18 protein-coding genes are annotated in these 18,384 nt (G+C 37.1%); 14 read left to right on the top strand and 4 right to left on the bottom strand.

The window, feature by feature from the left end:
• Positions 1–167 precede the first annotated feature (167 nt).
• Positions 168–713 carry a rubrerythrin gene (gene rbr / locus Q0E20_RS06920; protein ID WP_295998202.1) on the bottom strand — a complete coding sequence of 182 codons (546 nt, stop codon included), beginning with the start codon at positions 711–713 and terminating at the stop codon, positions 168–170.
• A 602-nt stretch (positions 714–1,315) separates the two neighbouring features.
• On the opposite strand from rbr, the gene Q0E20_RS06915 reads away from it, so the two are divergent.
• The 5 genes from Q0E20_RS06915 (at position 1,316) to Q0E20_RS06895 (ending at position 4,384) form a co-directional block, all read left to right on the top strand.
• On the top strand, positions 1,316–1,534 hold the full coding sequence (locus tag Q0E20_RS06915; RefSeq protein ID WP_295998199.1) for a DUF951 domain-containing protein: 219 nt from the start codon (positions 1,316–1,318) through the stop codon (positions 1,532–1,534).
• Positions 1,535–1,583: 49 nt separating this feature from the next.
• Complete coding sequence (gene selD, locus Q0E20_RS06910; RefSeq protein WP_295998197.1) at positions 1,584–2,615, top strand: selenide, water dikinase SelD; 1,032 nt, start codon at positions 1,584–1,586, stop codon at positions 2,613–2,615.
• Positions 2,616–2,710: 95 nt separating this feature from the next.
• Complete coding sequence (gene yedF, locus Q0E20_RS06905) at positions 2,711–3,310, top strand: sulfurtransferase-like selenium metabolism protein YedF (RefSeq protein WP_295998208.1); 600 nt, start codon at positions 2,711–2,713, stop codon at positions 3,308–3,310.
• 62 nt (positions 3,311–3,372) lie between these two features.
• Positions 3,373–3,630: a DUF3343 domain-containing protein gene (locus Q0E20_RS06900; protein WP_295998194.1), complete on the top strand. Its 258-nt coding sequence runs from the start codon at positions 3,373–3,375 to the stop codon at positions 3,628–3,630.
• Positions 3,631–3,673: 43 nt separating this feature from the next.
• On the top strand, positions 3,674–4,384 hold the full coding sequence (locus tag Q0E20_RS06895) for an NAD(P)H-dependent oxidoreductase (protein ID WP_295998191.1): 711 nt from the start codon (positions 3,674–3,676) through the stop codon (positions 4,382–4,384).
• 89 nt (positions 4,385–4,473) lie between these two features.
• Here the strand turns inward: Q0E20_RS06895 and ychF are convergent, their stop codons facing one another.
• Positions 4,474–5,580 (bottom strand): redox-regulated ATPase YchF, encoded by a 1,107-nt coding sequence (gene ychF, locus Q0E20_RS06890; RefSeq protein ID WP_295998188.1) that lies wholly within the window; start codon positions 5,578–5,580, stop codon positions 4,474–4,476.
• Positions 5,581–5,961: 381 nt separating this feature from the next.
• Here ychF and Q0E20_RS06885 point away from each other — a divergent pair, with 381 nt between their 5' ends.
• Positions 5,962–7,134, top strand: a complete 1,173-nt coding sequence (locus Q0E20_RS06885; RefSeq protein ID WP_295998185.1) for a class I SAM-dependent methyltransferase — start codon at positions 5,962–5,964, stop codon at positions 7,132–7,134.
• A gap of 137 nt (positions 7,135–7,271) precedes the next feature.
• On the opposite strand, the gene Q0E20_RS06880 is transcribed toward Q0E20_RS06885, so the two are convergent.
• Positions 7,272–8,246, bottom strand: coding sequence for a diaminopimelate dehydrogenase (locus tag Q0E20_RS06880; protein ID WP_295998182.1), 975 nt, complete (start codon positions 8,244–8,246; stop codon positions 7,272–7,274).
• Between the two features lie 239 nt (positions 8,247–8,485).
• Between Q0E20_RS06880 and Q0E20_RS06875 the strand changes: the two genes are divergently transcribed.
• Positions 8,486–10,708, top strand: coding sequence for an autotransporter outer membrane beta-barrel domain-containing protein (locus Q0E20_RS06875; RefSeq protein WP_295998179.1), 2,223 nt, complete (start codon positions 8,486–8,488; stop codon positions 10,706–10,708).
• A 141-nt stretch (positions 10,709–10,849) separates the two neighbouring features.
• On the opposite strand, the gene Q0E20_RS06870 is transcribed toward Q0E20_RS06875, so the two are convergent.
• A complete protein-coding gene (locus Q0E20_RS06870; protein ID WP_295998176.1) occupies positions 10,850–12,079 on the bottom strand; it encodes an LL-diaminopimelate aminotransferase in 1,230 nt (409 codons plus the stop codon).
• A 308-nt stretch (positions 12,080–12,387) separates the two neighbouring features.
• Here Q0E20_RS06870 and Q0E20_RS06865 point away from each other — a divergent pair, with 308 nt between their 5' ends.
• The 7 genes from Q0E20_RS06865 (at position 12,388) to trmB (ending at position 18,383) form a co-directional block, all read left to right on the top strand.
• Complete coding sequence (locus Q0E20_RS06865; RefSeq protein WP_295260315.1) at positions 12,388–13,572, top strand: multidrug effflux MFS transporter; 1,185 nt, start codon at positions 12,388–12,390, stop codon at positions 13,570–13,572.
• A gap of 141 nt (positions 13,573–13,713) precedes the next feature.
• On the top strand, positions 13,714–13,998 hold the full coding sequence (rpsF, locus tag Q0E20_RS06860; protein ID WP_005377647.1) for a 30S ribosomal protein S6: 285 nt from the start codon (positions 13,714–13,716) through the stop codon (positions 13,996–13,998).
• A 21-nt stretch (positions 13,999–14,019) separates the two neighbouring features.
• The gene (locus tag Q0E20_RS06855; RefSeq protein WP_295227224.1) at positions 14,020–14,418 is read left to right on the top strand and encodes a single-stranded DNA-binding protein; all 399 of its coding nucleotides are present in this window, start codon (positions 14,020–14,022) and stop codon (positions 14,416–14,418) included.
• A gap of 39 nt (positions 14,419–14,457) precedes the next feature.
• Positions 14,458–14,688: a 30S ribosomal protein S18 gene (gene rpsR, locus Q0E20_RS06850; protein WP_004693795.1), complete on the top strand. Its 231-nt coding sequence runs from the start codon at positions 14,458–14,460 to the stop codon at positions 14,686–14,688.
• 139 nt (positions 14,689–14,827) lie between these two features.
• On the top strand, positions 14,828–16,582 hold the full coding sequence (locus Q0E20_RS06845; RefSeq protein ID WP_295998172.1) for a 1-deoxy-D-xylulose-5-phosphate synthase: 1,755 nt from the start codon (positions 14,828–14,830) through the stop codon (positions 16,580–16,582).
• Positions 16,583–16,890: 308 nt separating this feature from the next.
• The gene (locus tag Q0E20_RS06840) at positions 16,891–17,583 is read left to right on the top strand and encodes a carboxymuconolactone decarboxylase family protein (RefSeq protein ID WP_366509648.1); all 693 of its coding nucleotides are present in this window, start codon (positions 16,891–16,893) and stop codon (positions 17,581–17,583) included.
• Between the two features lie 140 nt (positions 17,584–17,723).
• Complete coding sequence (gene trmB, locus Q0E20_RS06835; protein WP_295998205.1) at positions 17,724–18,383, top strand: tRNA (guanosine(46)-N7)-methyltransferase TrmB; 660 nt, start codon at positions 17,724–17,726, stop codon at positions 18,381–18,383.
• Position 18,384: the final 1 nt, after the last annotated feature.

The raw sequence follows: 18,384 nt of genomic DNA, 5'->3' as shown, positions 1-18,384 counted from the left end.
AAGCTATTGGTTGATCATATAAAATCAACTAATAGCTTTTCTAGTGTAAGGGGCTGTTTTGTTACAGCCCCTTTATTGAGGTTGTCTGTACATACAGTTAGGAAGAACTACACTTGCAGTATCACATATCTGTATTTAAAATATTATTTTATCTAAACTTATAGAAATTAGATAGATTCAACGTGGCGTTGGAAGAAAGCTTGTGGGTGAGCACATACTGGGCAAACTTTAGGAGCTTCATCACCAACGTGGATATAACCGCAATTAGCGCAAATCCATGCTACTGGTTGATCGTTATGGAATACTTTGTTACCAGAAACGCGAGCTGCTAATGCAAGGTAACGAGCTTCATGGCGAGCTTCGATTTTACCAACTTCGCGCATTTTGAAAGCGATAGCAGTGAAACCTTCTTTTTCTGCTTCATCAGCGAAATCTTTGTACATTGTAGTATGTTCGTAGTTTTCACCAGCTGCTGCATCGCGAAGGTTAGCTTCGATATCAGCGGAAATATCACCGCCATGAAGAGCTTTGAACCATACTTTAGCATGAGCAGATTCGTTGTGAGCTGTTTCTTCGAAATAATCAGCGATTTCGTTCATACCAGCTTTGCGAGCTGCTGCTGCATAATATGTATATTTTTGGAATGCTTGGGATTCACCAGCAAATGCTGTTTGAAGATTTTTTTCAGTGTTAGAACCTTTTAATTCTGCCATTTTAATACTCCTTTGTACTTACATATAATTCTTAAATTCTTACTTATGATATATATTCATAACCACTTGGTTGTGAAGACACTATTAGGTAACTCACTTGAGTTTAAATTATACAAAACTTATTTGTAGCATGATTAGATAGACACTTGTCTATAGTTAAAAAAGCACTTGCTTATCTACTAAATGAGTACTTACCGGTGCTTGTGAAGAGGCACTTGCCTGGTTAGTTACACCACAATGTTTTTGATTCGTATACTTAACGAATAATCATTGTTGACTATATTGTAACATAGTAAATGAGAAATGCAAGTGTTTTTATTAAATTTATTTCGAAAATTTTCTAAATGATAGAAATTATCAATGCAGTAAATATGCGGTTTTTAAAAGAGCGGTAGGTATAGACTTTATCAAAATTGGAAACATTGATAATGAGAGTGAGAATTAAGTGGAAAATCATTATTATTTATGTAGGACAGTCTTATTGGTAATTATTTTAATTTTTTACTATATATAATTAGAGAACCTATATTTTTATTTGTATTAGATTTTAGATTTTCGATATAATAGGTACATAAATGATAGAGTAACTATAAGGAGGCGCTATGGCGTTTGTTAGATATTATGTTGGCGATGTAGTACAAATGAAAAAATCCCATCCTTGTGGTAGTGATGAGTGGGAGGTTAAACGCATTGGTACTGATTTCCTTATCGTATGTAAAGGATGTGGTCATCAATTGTTGATGCCTAGACCTAAATTTGAAAAGGCGGCAAAGAGACTTATATCTAGGCTACCTGACAATGTAGCAATAGAAAATAAATAGTTCCAAGTTCTATAAAAGAGATAAAAATATTGTATTAGGAGATATACATATGGTAAGACTTACTGATTATGTTACAAGTGGGGGCTGTGCATGTAAAATTGGCCCGCATATATTGGAACGTGTATTAAAGGCCGTTACTCCTGTTACAAATGACCATGTTCTAGCGGATATGACCAATGCTGATGATGCAGGTATATATAAAATTTCAGAGCAAATAGCCCTCGTACAAACATTAGATTTTTTTACACCTGTTGTGAATGATTCCACTTTATTTGGTAAGATTGCAGCTGCAAATGCTTTGAGTGATGTATATGCGATGGGGGGGACGCCACTAACTGCAATGAATATTGTTGGTTTTCCGGTTCCTTTAGTCGAACAAGGTGTATTAACAGATGTACTCAATGGGGCTGCCTCTATTGTGTCCGAAGCTGGTGCAGTTATTGTAGGGGGGCATAGTATTGAAAATAAGGAACCTATATTTGGTATGTCTGTAACTGGTCAAGTTAATCCCAATAGAATTTGGAAGAATAAAGGCGCCCTAGTGGGTGATGTATTAGTATTAACGAAATGTATCGGTACAGGTATTATGAATAATGCGTTGAAAGCGGGTTTATTTCCTGATGCTACTGCGCAAGCGGTTGCTAGCATGAGTACATTGAACCGGGTGGCTGCTGAAGTAGCTCATAATTTTAGAATTCATGCTTGTACAGATGTGACAGGCTTTAGTTTAATGGGCCATGCTGTAGAGATGGCGAGTGCTTCTGCAGTAACGATTCATATTAAGGCATATGATATTCCACTTTTTGAAGAGGTTATTGAGGCAGCTCAAATGGGATTAGTACCAGCGGCATCATATGGTAATCGTAAGGCCATAACAGATGTACAGGTTGATGTAAATTTAGATGCGGTGTGGACAGATATTCTATTTGATCCACAAACATCAGGTGGACTTTTATTCTCTGTGCCTGCCACAGAGGGGCCTGATTTGGTGAAAGCATTACATGATGCGGGGATTGAATGTGCTACTATTATCGGTGCTGTTGAAAGCTTTAGTGGATTGGCGGTGCGCGTAACAGAATAAAAAATGAGAGTCATGAAAGATAAGTTTTATTTAATATGTTTATAGTAGTGGCCGTTGAGCCTTTCACAACTTATATAATTCTGTAGAGGTGTATGATGAGCAATACAAATGAGTTAACTGTAGATGTACGTGGTAGCCTATGCCCAAAACCGGTTATTGAAACTAAGAAGGTAAGTGATAATAACCCTAGTGCAATTATTACGACCATAGTAGATAATGAAGTTAGTCGTGATAATGTAGAAAAATTTGCTAGATCACGTGGTTATGGTGTAGTAATTCGACAAGATGGTAAGGATTTTTACCTTACCATGACGCCTAATGCAGAAGCGGTGTCATCTGTTCATTGTGAGCCGATGAACTATGGAAAGCGTGTTATTCTGATGACAAAGGATTATTTAGGTGAAGGTAGCGAAGAGCTAGGTCGTAATTTAATGAAAACCTTTTGGGTGTGTATGGTTGAAGCTGATGTAAAGCCTTCTAAGATTTACTTTATCAATAGTAGCGTTAAAATGGTAACTAACGATTCGGTGCATTTGGAAGCTATTAAAAAGTTAGCTAATGCAGGTGTTGAAATAGCAGCATGTGGTATTTGTCTTGATTATTATGGTATTAAAGATCAAATTGGTGTTGGCTCTATTACTAATATGTATGCCATTACAGATGCAATTGTAGGGGAAAACCTTGTTAAATTATAATGTATCATATGTGAATAGATTTTGATTAGTTATAATATAAAAAGGAGGTGAGGCCTTTGTGTATGGATAATAAAAAGCTGTTAATTGTTTTTACATCTTATTATTTTGGTGATAAAGCAGATAAGGTGCTAACGGAATTAGAAGTGCCTCATCAATTAATGGCCACACCTCCAGAACTTGATGATATGTGCGGCTTATCGATTCGAATAGAAGTGAGTGATGCTAATCTAGTTCAGCGTATTTTGAAAGAGTATAAGATTAGCACATCTGGTCTATTTTGGTATGAAAAAGGTAAAGAAGTTATACAATCATCGATTTAGACATTTTTTTAATATAATTTTTATAATGAAAGGTAAACATTTAATGAGTAAGTATGAAATAGAAACTATAAAATTAACAGCCCCAAAATTAGATCGTAAAGATTTAGAATATGCTATGACCTATCGGTATGCATGTAAGAAATTTGATAGCACTAAAAAGATTTCTGATGAAGATTGGAATGCTATCTTGCAGGCGGCACGTTTGTCTCCTACGTCTTTAGGTTTTGAAGCATATCAGTTGTTAGTCATTCAAAATCCAGAGATTCGCGAAAAGATGAAAGCTTACGGCTGGGGCATTTTGGCTGGTTTGGAAGCGAGTCATCTTGTAGTATTCTTAACGCGTAAAAAGGCAGATTTAGAATTTGATTCTCCTTATGTACGATATATTCAAGAAGAGGTTAAACAATTACCTGCTGAAGTAGATGCTATTTATAAAGATAAATATGCTCAGTTTACTACGGAAGACTATAAAACATTTGAGTCTGAACGTGCTGCTTTTGATTGGTCCTCTAAACAAGCGTATATCGTTATGGCGAATATGATGACCATGGCTGCTTACGAAGGTCTTGACTCTTGTGCGTTGGAAGGCTTCAACCAAGACAAGATGACAACATTCTTAGGCGATGAATTAGGTCTTTTTGATACGAAGCACTTTGGCATTGCTGTAATGGCTGCTTTTGGTTACCGTGATGAAGAACCACATCGCAATAAAACGCGTCGTACAATGGATGAAATTGTAAAGGTTGTTAAATAGAATATATCTAATATTAACCTTATTAAAACCCCTCTTGTATAATTGCAAGAGGGGCTCTTTTTATGGTGCTTTGAAAATATTAATTTGTATTATACGTTAAAACGGAAGTGTGTTACATCGCCATCTTTCATAACGTAGTCTTTACCTTCTAATCGGACAAGCCCTTTTTCTTTGGCTGCGTTTTGACTGCCGCAAGCTTGTAAGTCATCAAAGGATACGATTTCGGCACGGATAAAGCCTTTTTCGATATCAGAGTGAATCTTACCTGCTGCTTGAGGTGCTTTAGTACCATTCACAATTGTCCAAGCACGAGCTTCCATTTCACCAGCTGTGAAATAGTTGATAAGACCTAATAGTGAATAACTTGCTTTAATAAGTTTTGTTAAGCCAGATTCTTCAAGTCCGAGATCTTCAAGGAATGCAGCAGATTCTTCATCGGATAATTCAGCAATTTCAGATTCGATACGAGCGGAAACAACAACGATACCAGCACCTTCATTATTGGCGTATTCTTCAACGCGTTTTACATATTCGTTGGAAGAGTAATCAGATACTTCATCTTCAGAAATATTAGCTACATAAAGGGAAGGCTTCGCAGTAAGTAATGTTAATTCTTTAATCATTTCTAGTTCTTCTTCGTCAAGACCTTGTCCGCGAACTGGTTTAGCTTCGCCAAGGCCTTCGATGATGCGTTCTAGTAATGGTAATTCGGCACGCGCATCTTTGTCGCCAGATTTAGCAATTTTTTCGATACGTTGTTTGCGTTTTTCAACTGACTCAAGGTCAGCAAGGCATAATTCTGTATTGATGATTTCAATGTCTCGAATTGGATCGATAGAGCCTGCAACGTGTGTGATATTAGGGTCATCAAAACAACGAATGACTTGTGCAATTGCATCTACTTGACGGATGTGACTAAGAAATTTATTGCCTAAGCCTTCGCCTTTGGAAGCACCTTCAACGAGTCCTGCAATATCTACAAAGCGCATAGCAGCTGGTAGAATACGTTTTGAACCAAACATTTCAGCTAATATAGCTAAACGATTATCTGGAACGTCAACAACACCTACATTTGGCTCGATTGTACAGAAAGGATAGTTCGCAGCTTCAGCACCTGCTTTTGTAATGGCGTTGAATAATGTACTTTTCCCAACGTTTGGAAGGCCTACTATGCCTACTTCTAAATTTGTGCTCATGGTACCACCTTTTATTAATTTCATTGATTTCGTTCGTGTTGAAAGTTTTCGTAAAACTCTACTAATTAAATATTATATCATATGTGGGATGTAACTTTACAATACAATACTTAAATGTATATTTAAAATAAATTTTTTTTGTATATAGTGTATTTTTTGCATAAAAGGTTTATAATGTCATTATGGGTTTTAAATATTTATATCAGATAAATTTGTTATGTAATTAATAGAAATTAATTGATATATATTGAATTAGATAATTATCTATAAAAATATTTGATAACTAAATTCATGAAATGTGAAGTGTGTAACTAGATAAATTAAAGGTCTGAATGCTGAATAAAGTGTGTATAACACATTTTGGCAAGAAAGGATATGATTATGTTTTCTAAACTTTTTGATAGCTTTTTAGTACACTATTTGGAACGATTCAATGATCATTGCTTTGTTGTAAAAGTTGGTGATAACGAATATACAATTGGTGAAGGTAATCCAGAATTTACGATTATTGTAAATAGAGATATACCTAAAAAGGATGTATTGGTATCAGCTGAACTTGCACTTGGCGAAGCGTACATGCGTAAAGACATAGAAATTGAAGGTGATTTATTCAAAGCTCTTTGTGTCGTTTTAGGCCATGTTAATAAAGATTCTATTAATAAAAAAGTTCTTAGTTCGCTCTTTAATGTAGGGCTAAAAAAGAAAGATCAAAAGAAACAAGTATCTTCTCACTATGATTTAGGTAATGATTTTTATAGTTTATGGCTTGATAAGACTATGAGTTATTCTTGTGCATACTTTAAACATGAAGATGATAGTCTTGAAGATGCACAATATCAAAAGGTACATCATATTCTTGATAAATTACACTTAAAAGAAGGTATGACACTTCTTGATATTGGTTGTGGTTGGGGATTTCTTCTTATTGAAGCAGCTAGAAAATATGGTGTTAAAGGCTATGGTTGTACATTGTCTGAAGAACAGTGGAAAAAAGGGCAAGAACGAATTAAAGAGTTTGGTCTTGAAGGTCAAGTTGAGATTGATCTTATAGATTATCGTGACGTGGCTGCTTCTGGACGTCAGTTTGATCGTATGGTTAGCGTAGGCATGTTAGAGCATGTTGGACGGGCTAATTTCCCTTTATATATGGAAGATGCGTCAGCCATGCTTAAAGATGGTGGGTTGTTCCTGCTCCATTATATTAGTGACCCTTCCGAAAAAGAAACAAGTGCTTGGATTCGTAAATACATCTTCCCAGGTGGATGCTTGCCTTCCCTTCGAGAAATGATTGGATTTGCTTATGAGTATGACATGGATGTACTTGATGTTGAAAATTTACGTTTGCATTATTATAAAACATTAATGCATTGGTATAATAATTTCCAAGGTGTTCGTGATCAAGTAGAAAAGGTACGCGGAACTGAGTTTGTGCGCATGTGGGATTTGTATCTCTGTGGTTGTGCTGCAGGTTTCTATATTGGTAATATGGATTTACATCAAATTCTTATGACAAAAGGTATAAATAACGATTTACCATTAACTCGTTGGTATTAAGCAATAGGTGTTTAGCGGTTAGTAATAGAGGGTCATCTTAAAGATGGCCCTTTTTATATGTAAGAATATAATATGGTAAGGTGTAAGAATGTAAAAAAGAGGATAACCGTAGTTATCCTCTTTAAATATGTTTTGAATTATAGTGAGTGAGCTCGTAATTCTTCGGCAGAATGTGTAGAAATCCAAGCTGGTGGAATATCAAATACAGTGTAGCAACCTGTGCCGCCGTGTTTAGCAAGACGGTAAATACCACGTGCATAAGCAACGAGTGCAGAACCAGTAAATTCAGGGTTAGAGTCAAGTTTTAAGGAATACTCAACAACATGACGTGTGCCATCTGTGCTTTCACCAGAACGAAGAACAAAACCACCATGTGGAATACCTTTGTGGTTACGATCAAGTTCTTCTTGAGAAATGAAGTTAACTACAGTTTCATAACCTACAAAGTAGTTTTCCATAGTTTTGATTTCGTTTTCGATTTTTGCTTTGTCCGCATCAGGAGCTGCTACGACGTAGCATTCGCGAAGGTGACCTTTATAGCCATCAACATCAGGAGTTTCACCATTGCGGATTGCTTCAAGGTATTGTTCTTTAGGAACAGTGTATTGACGAGCGTCAAGAACGCCGTCGATGCGGCGGATAGCATCGGAGTGACCTTGAGAAACGCCACGGCCCCAGAATGTGTAAGATTTGCCATGAGGCAAGATGCTTTCAGCGTATACACGTTGTAAAGAGAACATGCCTGGGTCCCAACCACAAGAAATCAAAGTAGCAGTTTTTGCTTCTTTTGCCACTTTATCTACATTAGCAAAATGTTCAGGAATACGTGCGTGTGTATCGAAAGAGTCGATGCAATTAAAGTATTTTGTTACCATTGGAGTTTGTTCGATAAGGTCAGTTGCGGAACCGCCACAAAGAACCATAACATCGATTTTACCTTTAAAATTAGGTAAATCCTCCATAGTATATGTAGGAACACCAGAAACAGTTTCTAGACCTTTGCGGCGAGAGAATACGCCAACAAGTTCCATATCTGGTTGTAATTTTACAGATGCTTCTACGCCACGGCCTAAGTTGCCATAGCCTACGATACCAATACGAATGTTGCTCATATTAGCCTCCTATATAATTATAAAATGTAGTGTAATAACTAATATATTTATTATAGCATATAACTTACTTTTTATAGAATATTCTATAGAGTTTCTGAATTAAATTCATATCGATACATTGCGTATAGTTATTTACATAAAAGAAAATGTCATATGTACAAAAATTGACACATATACCCCTGATGTAGATACAATAGATATATACAAATTTATTGTGTGTAGTTTGAGGAGGTTACGAGATGAGAAAAACGATAAACCTTGCTGTTATCGCCGCTTTGATTATCACTGGTGCTAGTGCAGAGGTCATGGTGTCGGCCACTACAGTTGAAAGCCATACGGACGGAAAATCTATTGGCTTGAATTTGTGGGGGAAAAATAAACATTATACTGATGATTTGACGGTTAATGTATCTGGTCTTGGCGTAAATGGTACAAAATATCATAACAATGTTACGGGGATTTATGCTCTTGATGGTACACAGGTAGCCATTGATAAAAATGTGAATGTAATAGTTAAAAATCCAGCACCTGCGGAAAGTGGAGAGAAGCGTAGACCAGATTTGGCACATTATTACATGAGCGGTATTTATGCTGGTTATGGTGGCGTTACAAATGATGGTAATAATGATGATACGCGTGTTACCGTACAAGGTAATGCCAAAGTAGATGCTGTTGGTGTTGGTTTACAAGCTAATAAGGATGGCTATATCCGTATTCTTGGCGGTGCAGATGTGAAAACATATCCGTTAACCACATCTGATACGTATTCTGCACTTTCAGAGGAAGGCTTTGTCTATGTAAATACAGGAATGGATGGATTACAACCAGGTGCTAAGGCCGTTAACATGTATGGCAATATTGGTTTTATCAATAAAAACTATGGTATTGATAAAAATCCACATAAGCATGGGTCAGAAATTTCGTTGGGGTTAACGACACCAAGTTCTAAGTTAGTAGGTGGTGTCCTCAATGAATTTGATGAAAGTAACAATAATCCTTATCATGGAGGCTTGAGATTATACTTACAAAATGGTGCTACATGGCGTAATGAATGGTTAGGTGCAGAACGTGTATATCCAACACAAGGTCGCCCAGATAATGCTAATTATTTATATACAGGTAGTAAGGTAGAGCACTTTATAGGTGGTGCCACTGAAGGTAGCCGTGGTATTATTCAAGCCGTAGATGCACGTCCTATTACGATTAATAATTATGCTGGTCATACAGCTATTGATTATGAAAAAGGTGCACCTGCTGCAGAAAACGGAAAAGGGGAAGTGGTTATCAACCATGCTGACCCTGGCTCTTCTGTTACATTGCGTAGTTCCGTAGATGCTTTGAAAGAACATGCTAATGCCGAAATTCCAGGATTAGCAGAAAATCAATTTGTGAAGAAAATAGTCTACAATGGATATACGAAGGGTGAGCGAAACCTTGGTGTTAATGTGCATTTAGAAACAGGTGTGATTAGTCCTACATTAAATGCCAAACTTAGCCCGGATGATTTTGATACAGATGGACGTGCTGTGGTGTCTAATAAAACCGTATTATCCACTAGTGAAAGTGAAATTGTCTCTGGTGTTAAGAGTGCATTAGCATCTTCTGTTATGCAAATGAGAGCTGATACAAATGATTTGCAACGCCGCCTAGGTGATGTTCGTATGAATGCTGACAATCAAGGCGTATGGGGGAAATATATTGGTGGTAAATCTAAAATTACAGATTCTGCCTATGTAAATCAAACTTATAATATGGCGCAAGTTGGCTATGATACGAAACGAGGAAACTGGATTATAGGTGGTGCCTTCTTGTATGGCACAAACAACAGTGATTATGCGTTGGGTTCCGGTTCTGGTAAAACTGCTGGATTAGCACTCTATGGTGCTAAACAATTTAATGATGGTCGTTATTTAGATATCATTGCTAAAGGCAATCGTTTGAAAAATGATTTTACCGTTCGTAATAGTTTAGGTACAACATTAAGTGGAGATTATCATAATACAGGGACCTCCTTGAGCCTTGAATATGGCAAGCGTATTAAGAGAGAAAATGGTTTCTATATTGATCCAAGTGCAGAATTGATTCTTAGTCGCTTGTCTGGTGAAAGCTTTGATGCTCGTACGAATACTGGTAGCATTGTTCATATTAATTCTGATGCGGTTAACTCCGCTATAGGCCGTTTAGGCATTGGTATCGGTAAGGAAGCTAAGAATAGTAATGTTTTCCTTAAAGCTGCATTAGCTCATGAATTCTCTGGTAAGATGAAAGCAACGTATAGCATGGTCGGTGAACCAACAACTAATAGTGTAGTAGATTTAAAAGATACTTGGCTTGATCTTGAACTCGGCGGTTCTTGGAGATTCCGTCCAAATACATATGTATATGGAACGTTTACGAAAAATTTTGGCGGTACTGTTGATACATCCTATCGTGTAGATGCTGGAATCCGTCATAGTTTTTAGTTAAATTGAATATGTAGAATTTATAATTAAATAGGCGTAGAAAAGACCGGTCATAGCAATTTTCGGATTGATAGTTGCTATAACCGGTCTTTGTGTGTTTATGTTAATTCTTATTATAAACAGAATGTCTATAAATTTGTATTAGAATTGTAACGTTTTGATGCGTTCTACAGCACGGATTGTATTTTCACGGCTGCCGAATGCAGTTAAACGAAGATACCCTTCGCCATGTGGACCAAAACCAGATCCTGGTGTAGATACGATTTGTACCTTTTCAAGAAGAAGATCGAATAATTCCCAGCTTGTCATGCTGCCAGGTGTTTTTAACCAAATGTAAGGTGCATCAGTGCCACCGTATACAGTAAGGCCGATGGATTCGAGACCTTCTTTAATGATACGTGCATTTTCTTTATAGTAAGCGATGTTTGCGCGAGTTTGCTCACGGCCTTCTTTGGAATATACCGCTTCAGCACCACGTTGAACGATGTAAGGTACACCGTTGAATTTAGTGCATTGACGACGGTTCCACATAGGATTCAAAGGTTGACGTTCGCCAGATTTAGTTTTGCCTGTTACTTCTTTTGGTACTACTGCGTAGGCACAACGTGTACCTGTAAAACCAGCAGTTTTAGAGAAGGAACGGAATTCAATAGCTACTTCGCGAGCACCTTCGATTTCGTAGATAGATTTTACAGTGTCTTCTGTGCTGATGAAAGCTTCGTAAGCAGAGTCGAACATTAAGATAGCGTCGTTTTCTTTGCACCATTTAATCCATTCAGCTAAGCGTGCACGACTGAGTACTGTGCCTGTAGGATTGTTTGGAGAGCAAAGATATACGATGTCTACACGTTCAGAAGGAAATTCTGGAGAAAAATTATTTTCTGCAAATGTAGGAAGGTATACAACCTTTTCAAACATACCATCAACGGCTTGGCCTGTACGACCACCCATAACGTTGGAATCAAGGTATACAGGGTATACGGGATCAGTGATAGCGATGATATTATCTTCGCTGAATAATTCTTGGATATTACCAACGTCGGATTTTGCACCGTCAGAAACGAATACTTCGTCCATGCCGATTTCAATGCCGTATGGTTTGTAATCGCCTTCGATGATTGCTTTGCGAAGGAAATCATAACCTTGTTCAGGACCATAACCGCGGAACGTTTCGGCTTTGCCCATTTCTTGAACAGCCTTAGTCATAGCATCTACAATAGCAGGTACTAAAGGCAATGTAACATCGCCGATACCAAGACGGATGATGTCTGCATCTGGATGTGCTGCTTGATAATCCGCTACTTTTTTAGCAATGTTAGCAAATAAATAAGAACCTTGTAGGTTTAAATAGTTTTCATTAATATTAGCCATGATGACTCCTTTTACAATTAGAATTCTCTATATATAGTAAAATATATAAGGGTTTGGTGCAAGGGGTTTCTATAGAATTTTTTATATAATATATTATTGCTGATAATAAGTTTTTATTATATAAGACCTATTTTAGAAAAACTTTCTATGTTGTATAATAAATAAAAGAAGAGTTATCGACATGTGGTTGTGTTAGGTCTATCTTAATAAGAATATGTTTCTAGGGCTTAATGTATTGGTGTTTTGGACACTAGTTACGTTAGGCTTTTTTTGTTACTCTATTTAAACTACGCATAACGAGGTGATATATGCCTACAATTAGTAATAAAAGTTGGCTGTTTATAGCCATATTAAGTGCACTCATGGCATGTACATCCTTATCGACAGATATTTATTTGCCTGCCATGCCAACTATAGGGCGAGACCTTCATGGTGATGCGGAGTTAACCTTAACGGGATTTCTTGTAGGGTTTGCATTTGCGCAATTATTTTGGGGTGCCATTAGTGATAAGATTGGGCGTAAAATTCCATTGTTAATTGGTATGGTGATATTTATTGTTGGTTCTGTAGGCTGTGCTATATCTACATCTATGTATGAATTGTTAGCATGGCGTGTGTTTCAGGCCTTTGGAGCCTGTGTGGGGCCTATGTTATCACGTGCTATGATACGAGATTTGTATGGTCGTACTGAGGCGGCTAAGATGTTATCTACCTTGGCTATTGTTATGGCTATAGCACCTATTGCAGGCCCAATGATGGGTGGTCATTTGCTACTATGGTATTCGTGGCATAGTATATTTTGGTTGCTTGTTATAATTGCAGCAATTATGTTTATAGGAATTTTGGTGTTGCCTGAAACGCATCCAAAAGAAAAACGCAGTACACGTTCTATGGTGGCGACATACCAAAACTATTGGATTTTGTTACAAAACAAAGGCTTTATGAAATATACCCTTTGTGTCACATGCTTTTATATTTCTATATATGCATTTCTAACAGCATCACCATATGTGTATATAGATGTTTTTCAGGTACCAACAGAATATTATGGTTATTTGTTTTGTCTTAATATTATTGGTGTTATGATTCTCAGTGCTATAAATCGTCGCATTGTAAGTGCTATACGATTAGATAAATTATTGCGATATGCATCATTGTTTTCTGCGATTGCTGTAGTTGTTGTTATGATTTTGATGATGGCTGGATATACATCGTTACTACTCATAGTGGTAGGCTGTTTTTTGTTTTTCTCTATGAATGGTGTCATTGCAGCGGTTACCAATGCATTGGCATTGGAACGGGCTGGTAAGATGGCTGGCTCTGGAGCGGCGTTGCTAGGGGCGATGCAATATGGTAGTGGGATTATATCATCGTTGATCCTTACATTTTTGCCTCATGATAGTGCAATTCCTATGATGTCAGTTATTATGGTATTTGTTGTTATCTGTGCTGTTATTGCCTATCCAGAGGATGAACAATATTATCATATATAATGCTATGAAAGTAAGTACTATCTAAGAGCTACTTGCTTTCATCATTAATTTAGGTTATAATAGTAAAGCTTATTAATGGTAAGCACTTCCTACCCCTATGTGTCGATAGGGGCATTAGTCCGAAAGAGGAGGTGATTTTGTATGAACAAATACGAAGTCATGGTTATTGTGAAACCAGCTGAAGAAGAAGCAACTAACGCTGTCATTGAAAAAGTGGAAGCTTTAATTGCTCGTGTAGGCGGCACAGTAGAAAAGGTAGATCGTTGGGGCAAGCGTCGTCTTGCTTACGCAGTGAAAAAATTCACTGACGGTTTCTACGTATTGGTTAATTTCGAAGCTGATCCAGCTGAAATTAAAGAAATCGACCGTGTGTTGAAAATCAACGATGATGTCTTAAGACACCTGATTGTTAAACACGATGCATAATTAAAGCCTGGAGGAGAAAAGATGAACTCTGTACAAATTCTAGGTAATTTAGCTCGTGATCCTGAAGTACGTTTTACTAAAACTGGTAGAGCAGTGGCAACTTTCACAGTAGCTGCTACAAATACTTATATTGACTCTACAACCAATGAAACGAAAGAACAAACTGCTTTCATTAATTGTGTTGCATGGGGCAAACTTGGTGAAGCGGCAGGTAATCTTCGTAAAGGTAGTCGCTGCTTTGTAGAAGGTCGCTTGCAAACTCGTTCCTACGAGACTCAGGATGGTCAAAAACGTTACGTTACTGAAGTGGTAGCGAACTTTGTGGGCCAATCCCTTGATATGAATACTAATTCTTTCGATGGTGGGTCCAATTTTGATAGTTTCAGTACAGGCGGCGATGACGAAAACATCCCGTTCTAGTGTCCGAGACTCCTACTAATTCGAAAAGGAGGATTCGCAATGAGAAGAGATAGAGGCAGAAAGCCAAGAAGAAAAGTATGCGTTTTCTGTGCAGACCATATCGATCAAATCGACTATAAAGACGTTGCTAAACTTCGTCGTTTCACGACTGAACGCGGCAAAATCTTACCTCGTCGTATTTCCGGTACTTGCGCAAAACATCAACGCAAATTGACTACATCTATCAAACGTGCACGTGCAATCGCTTTATTGCCATTCACTGCTGAATAATTGATGAATCAAGGTGGTACAGCCTTTTGGTTGTGCCACCTTTTTGCTATATAAAGAGCTGGTTCTGTATGGACTGGCTCTTTTTCTTAGATTATAGTATATGTTAGTAGTAATATGTAATTAAAAGAAAGGCAATCTTATGGATTTAATTAATATAAAATCTCCAGCCGATTTAAAAGGCTTATCTATTTCTGAATTGACAGACTTAACAGTACAAGCACGTCGAGCCCTTATGGCAAAGGTATCTGAACAGGGCGGTCATGTTGGCCCTCCTATGGGTGCAGCAGAAATGATTATGGCCTTGCACTATGTATTTAACTCACCTGTAGATAAGATTGTATATGATGTATCTCATCAGTCCTATGTGCATAAAATGGTGACAGGGCGTGCATTGGCGTTCCTTGACCATGATCATTATGATGATGTGACAGGCTATACAGATCCAACTGAAAGTGAACATGACTTCTTTAATATTGGGCATACATCTACATCTATTTCTTTGGCATCTGGCTTAGCAACGGCTCGTAATTTAAAGGGAGACCCTGAAAATATTATCGCTATTATTGGCGATGGTTCTTTGTCTGGTGGTGAAGCCTTTGAAGGGCTTGATTATGCAGCTACATTAGACAGTAATATAATTATCATTGTCAACGACAATGACCAATCCATTGCAGAAAATCATGGTGGTTTATACCGTGGTCTTCGAGAATTACGTGAAACTAATGGTGAAAGTTCCAATAATATTTTCAAGGCTCTTGGCTTAGACTATCGTTTTGTTGCAAAGGGTAATGATTTAGAAACATTAATTGATGTGTTTAAGGATGTAAAAGATATTGATCACCCAATTGTGTTACATATCGTTACTCAAAAAGGCAAGGGCTATACCCTTGCAGAGCAAAATAAAGAGAAGTTCCACTGGACTATGCCATTTGACATAGAAACAGGTAAGCTAAAAGCGGCAGATAAAGGTCCAACGTATGTTGGTACGATTGCGAACTATTTGATGGAGCAAATCAAAGTAGATCCAACAGTGGTAGCTATTTGTGCAGGTACACCAGGTGGCTTTGGATTTAATTCCGAATGGCGCAAAGCGGCAGGCAAACAATATATTGATGTAGGCATTGCAGAAGAGCATGCTATTGCAATGAGTTCTGGTATTGCTAAAAATGGCGGTAAACCAGTATTTAATGTGTATAGTACATTTTTACAACGTACCTATGACCAATTAGTACAAGATCTTTGCGTCAATAATAATAGTGCTGTTATTATTAATCACCAGGCCTCCGTATATGGCATGAACGATGTCACTCATTTGGGGTTCTTTGATATACCAATGCTTACAAGCATTCCTAATTTGGTTTATTTAGCACCTACCAATAATGAAGAACTATTGGCTATGACGAAATATGCCGTACATCAACACGAGCACCCTGTAGCAATTCGCGTACCTGTAGGTAAATTTATATCTACTGGTGTACCGGATACGACTGACTATAGCATTTTACATAAATCTGAGGTGACTCATCATGGTGAACACATTGCTTTATTAGGCCTTGGTAACTTTTACCATCTAGCGAACCAAGTAGCTGATGAATTGGCTAAAGATGGTATCGATGCAACGGTAGTAAATCCTAAATTTGCCTCTGGTATAGACGAAGCATTACTTGATTCTTTAAAGGCGAATCATTCTGTTGTATTTACATTGGAAGATGGTGTTGTTGAAGGTGGTTGGGGACAACGTGTGGCTAGTTTCTATGGGCCATCCACTATGCGTGTTAAAAACTATGGCATTGCTAAAGAATTTCATGATAGATATGATGCGACCAAGTTGCTACGGGAGAATGGTGTTTCTGTAGATCAAATTGTATCTGATGTAAAAGCATTGTTAAGTTAAGATGGTTCTCAAATATAACCTATATAAATATCATTTGTAAATAAAATAGAAAGTAGTAGTTTTTGTTAGTTGGCATAAAAACTACTACTTTTTCACATGTGCATATGAGTTATAAATACTATTTATAAATAAAATATTTTAAATTTTTTTATTAATATGACTATAAATAATGGATGAAGTAGTATATAATAACAATAGATTGACTCATTTTGATGTATAGTGAAGTTTCGATTAGTTTATAAATTCTATATAAGCTAAATAGAATGTAAACGTGCTTTTGTTGGTATATAGAGGGAGATTTGGAAATATTGAAAAAGGTTTTTACTTTGGCAGTGGCGTTGGCTATGGTCGGCAGTGGTTATCTGTGTGAGATAAATGGTGCTGCAGAACCTGTAACCAAGAAGGCACCTTCTATTTCGGAATTTAATATATATGTACCAAAAGAGCTAAATGAACGTCAAAAGGATCTTGTTGAAATAGGACGTTATACAGCCAGTGGGGATTTAGGTTCATTAAAAGAAACAATTATTTCCGCTATTGAGCGTGGTACTTTGACACCTCAAGAGGTGAGTATTGCCATTCGTCAATTATATTCGGCAGCTGGTTTAAAGCAAATGAATGCAGCCCTTGCTACATTTGAACAACTTCGTGAAGAACGCCCTGAGTTTGGTGTAGATTATGATAAATTGGTACCTAAACGAGTGGGGTTGAGTGCCTTGTTAGGCAATGGTTCTAATAGTAGTAATATGGCTGCTAAGATTAAGGCCGATGAGGCTTCAACCGCAGTAAAATATAATACTTTTCGTATTAAGAAACCAAAGCCACAAAATAGAAATAGATCTCGCTTAGGTAAACTTGATCGTGAACTTGTAGCGGCGGCAGCGTTAGGTACTCGCGTTGGTAAATCGAATGCGGTATTTGCTTCATCTAAGAAAAGCTTAACAGAGCTTGGTTTAAGCCCACAACAAATTGAATACTTAGAAAATATGTTATCTAATTAATAGAAAGCTCATGTTCTTTTATAAAGACATGGGCTTTTTCATATTACTAATTGACGTAAAGGAAAAGCTTTCTCTATAATAATAAGGATAGGTAACAATTAGTTATGTAATATAAAACTTTAGAAATATAAGGAGTAATGATGCGTCTTCGTAGAAAACCATGGATTGATGAGGCAATTCATGAGTATGATTCACATATTATTTTGTCTGGGCAAGAGGATTATAAAGGTAAATGGAGAGAGACTTTTTCACATCCAGAACGACCTTTATACATGGAGCTTGGTACAGGTAAAGGTCGATTTATTTCAGGTATGTCTGAAGCGTATCCTGATGCAAATTTTGTAGGATTTGAGGTTCAAATCGGTGTTATTTATTATGCGGCACAAAAGATTTTTGAAGCACAACGGGATAACGCAAAGGTATCTTTATTCGATATTGCTGGTATTGAAGAAATTGTAGCACCTGGAGAAGTAGATCGTTTCTATATCAATTTTTGTGACCCATGGCCTAAAGCAAAGCATGCTAAACGGCGATTAACATACCACACATTCCTTGATCGATATGCGCGTTTACTAAAAGATAATGGCGAGGTGCATTTCAAGACAGATAATGAAGGTTTGTTTATGTTTTCTCTAGAGGAATTTAAAAACTGTGGGTGGGAACTTAAAAATGTAACCTATGATTTACATAGTACAGATTTACCAAATGTAAAGACGGAATATGAAGAGAAATTTAGTGCTAAAGGACAACCTATTTTCCGATTAGAAGCAGTGAAACCAGCTGTTACTAAGGAGGCGTAAT

Source organism: uncultured Veillonella sp., assembly GCF_934230905.1.
In the GTDB taxonomy this organism is placed as follows: Bacteria; Bacillota; Negativicutes; order Veillonellales; family Veillonellaceae; genus Veillonella.
Note: the sequence above shows the minus strand (reverse complement) of the source record. Positions and strands in the feature narration are given on the sequence as shown.

What these genes read in the sequence shown, in the direction of transcription:
- Q0E20_RS06915 (WP_295998199.1), top strand. Translation starts at nt 1,316, where the DNA reads ATGGCGTTTGTTAGATATTATGTTGGCGATGTAGTACAAATGAAAAAA.
- Q0E20_RS06875 (WP_295998179.1), top strand. Translation starts at nt 8,486, where the DNA reads ATGAGAAAAACGATAAACCTTGCTGTTATCGCCGCTTTGATTATCACT.
- Q0E20_RS06895 (WP_295998191.1), top strand. Translation starts at nt 3,674, where the DNA reads ATGAGTAAGTATGAAATAGAAACTATAAAATTAACAGCCCCAAAATTA.
- Q0E20_RS06880 (WP_295998182.1), bottom strand. Translation starts at nt 8,246, where the DNA reads ATGAGCAACATTCGTATTGGTATCGTAGGCTATGGCAACTTAGGCCGT.
- Q0E20_RS06845 (WP_295998172.1), top strand. Translation starts at nt 14,828, where the DNA reads ATGGATTTAATTAATATAAAATCTCCAGCCGATTTAAAAGGCTTATCT.
- yedF (WP_295998208.1), top strand. Translation starts at nt 2,711, where the DNA reads ATGAGCAATACAAATGAGTTAACTGTAGATGTACGTGGTAGCCTATGC.
- Q0E20_RS06855 (WP_295227224.1), top strand. Translation starts at nt 14,020, where the DNA reads ATGAACTCTGTACAAATTCTAGGTAATTTAGCTCGTGATCCTGAAGTA.
- Q0E20_RS06865 (WP_295260315.1), top strand. Translation starts at nt 12,388, where the DNA reads ATGCCTACAATTAGTAATAAAAGTTGGCTGTTTATAGCCATATTAAGT.
- rbr (WP_295998202.1), bottom strand. Translation starts at nt 713, where the DNA reads ATGGCAGAATTAAAAGGTTCTAACACTGAAAAAAATCTTCAAACAGCA.
- selD (WP_295998197.1), top strand. Translation starts at nt 1,584, where the DNA reads ATGGTAAGACTTACTGATTATGTTACAAGTGGGGGCTGTGCATGTAAA.
- trmB (WP_295998205.1), top strand. Translation starts at nt 17,724, where the DNA reads ATGCGTCTTCGTAGAAAACCATGGATTGATGAGGCAATTCATGAGTAT.
- ychF (WP_295998188.1), bottom strand. Translation starts at nt 5,580, where the DNA reads ATGAGCACAAATTTAGAAGTAGGCATAGTAGGCCTTCCAAACGTTGGG.
- Q0E20_RS06870 (WP_295998176.1), bottom strand. Translation starts at nt 12,079, where the DNA reads ATGGCTAATATTAATGAAAACTATTTAAACCTACAAGGTTCTTATTTA.
- Q0E20_RS06900 (WP_295998194.1), top strand. Translation starts at nt 3,373, where the DNA reads ATGGATAATAAAAAGCTGTTAATTGTTTTTACATCTTATTATTTTGGT.
- Q0E20_RS06885 (WP_295998185.1), top strand. Translation starts at nt 5,962, where the DNA reads ATGTTTTCTAAACTTTTTGATAGCTTTTTAGTACACTATTTGGAACGA.
- rpsF (WP_005377647.1), top strand. Translation starts at nt 13,714, where the DNA reads ATGAACAAATACGAAGTCATGGTTATTGTGAAACCAGCTGAAGAAGAA.
- rpsR (WP_004693795.1), top strand. Translation starts at nt 14,458, where the DNA reads ATGAGAAGAGATAGAGGCAGAAAGCCAAGAAGAAAAGTATGCGTTTTC.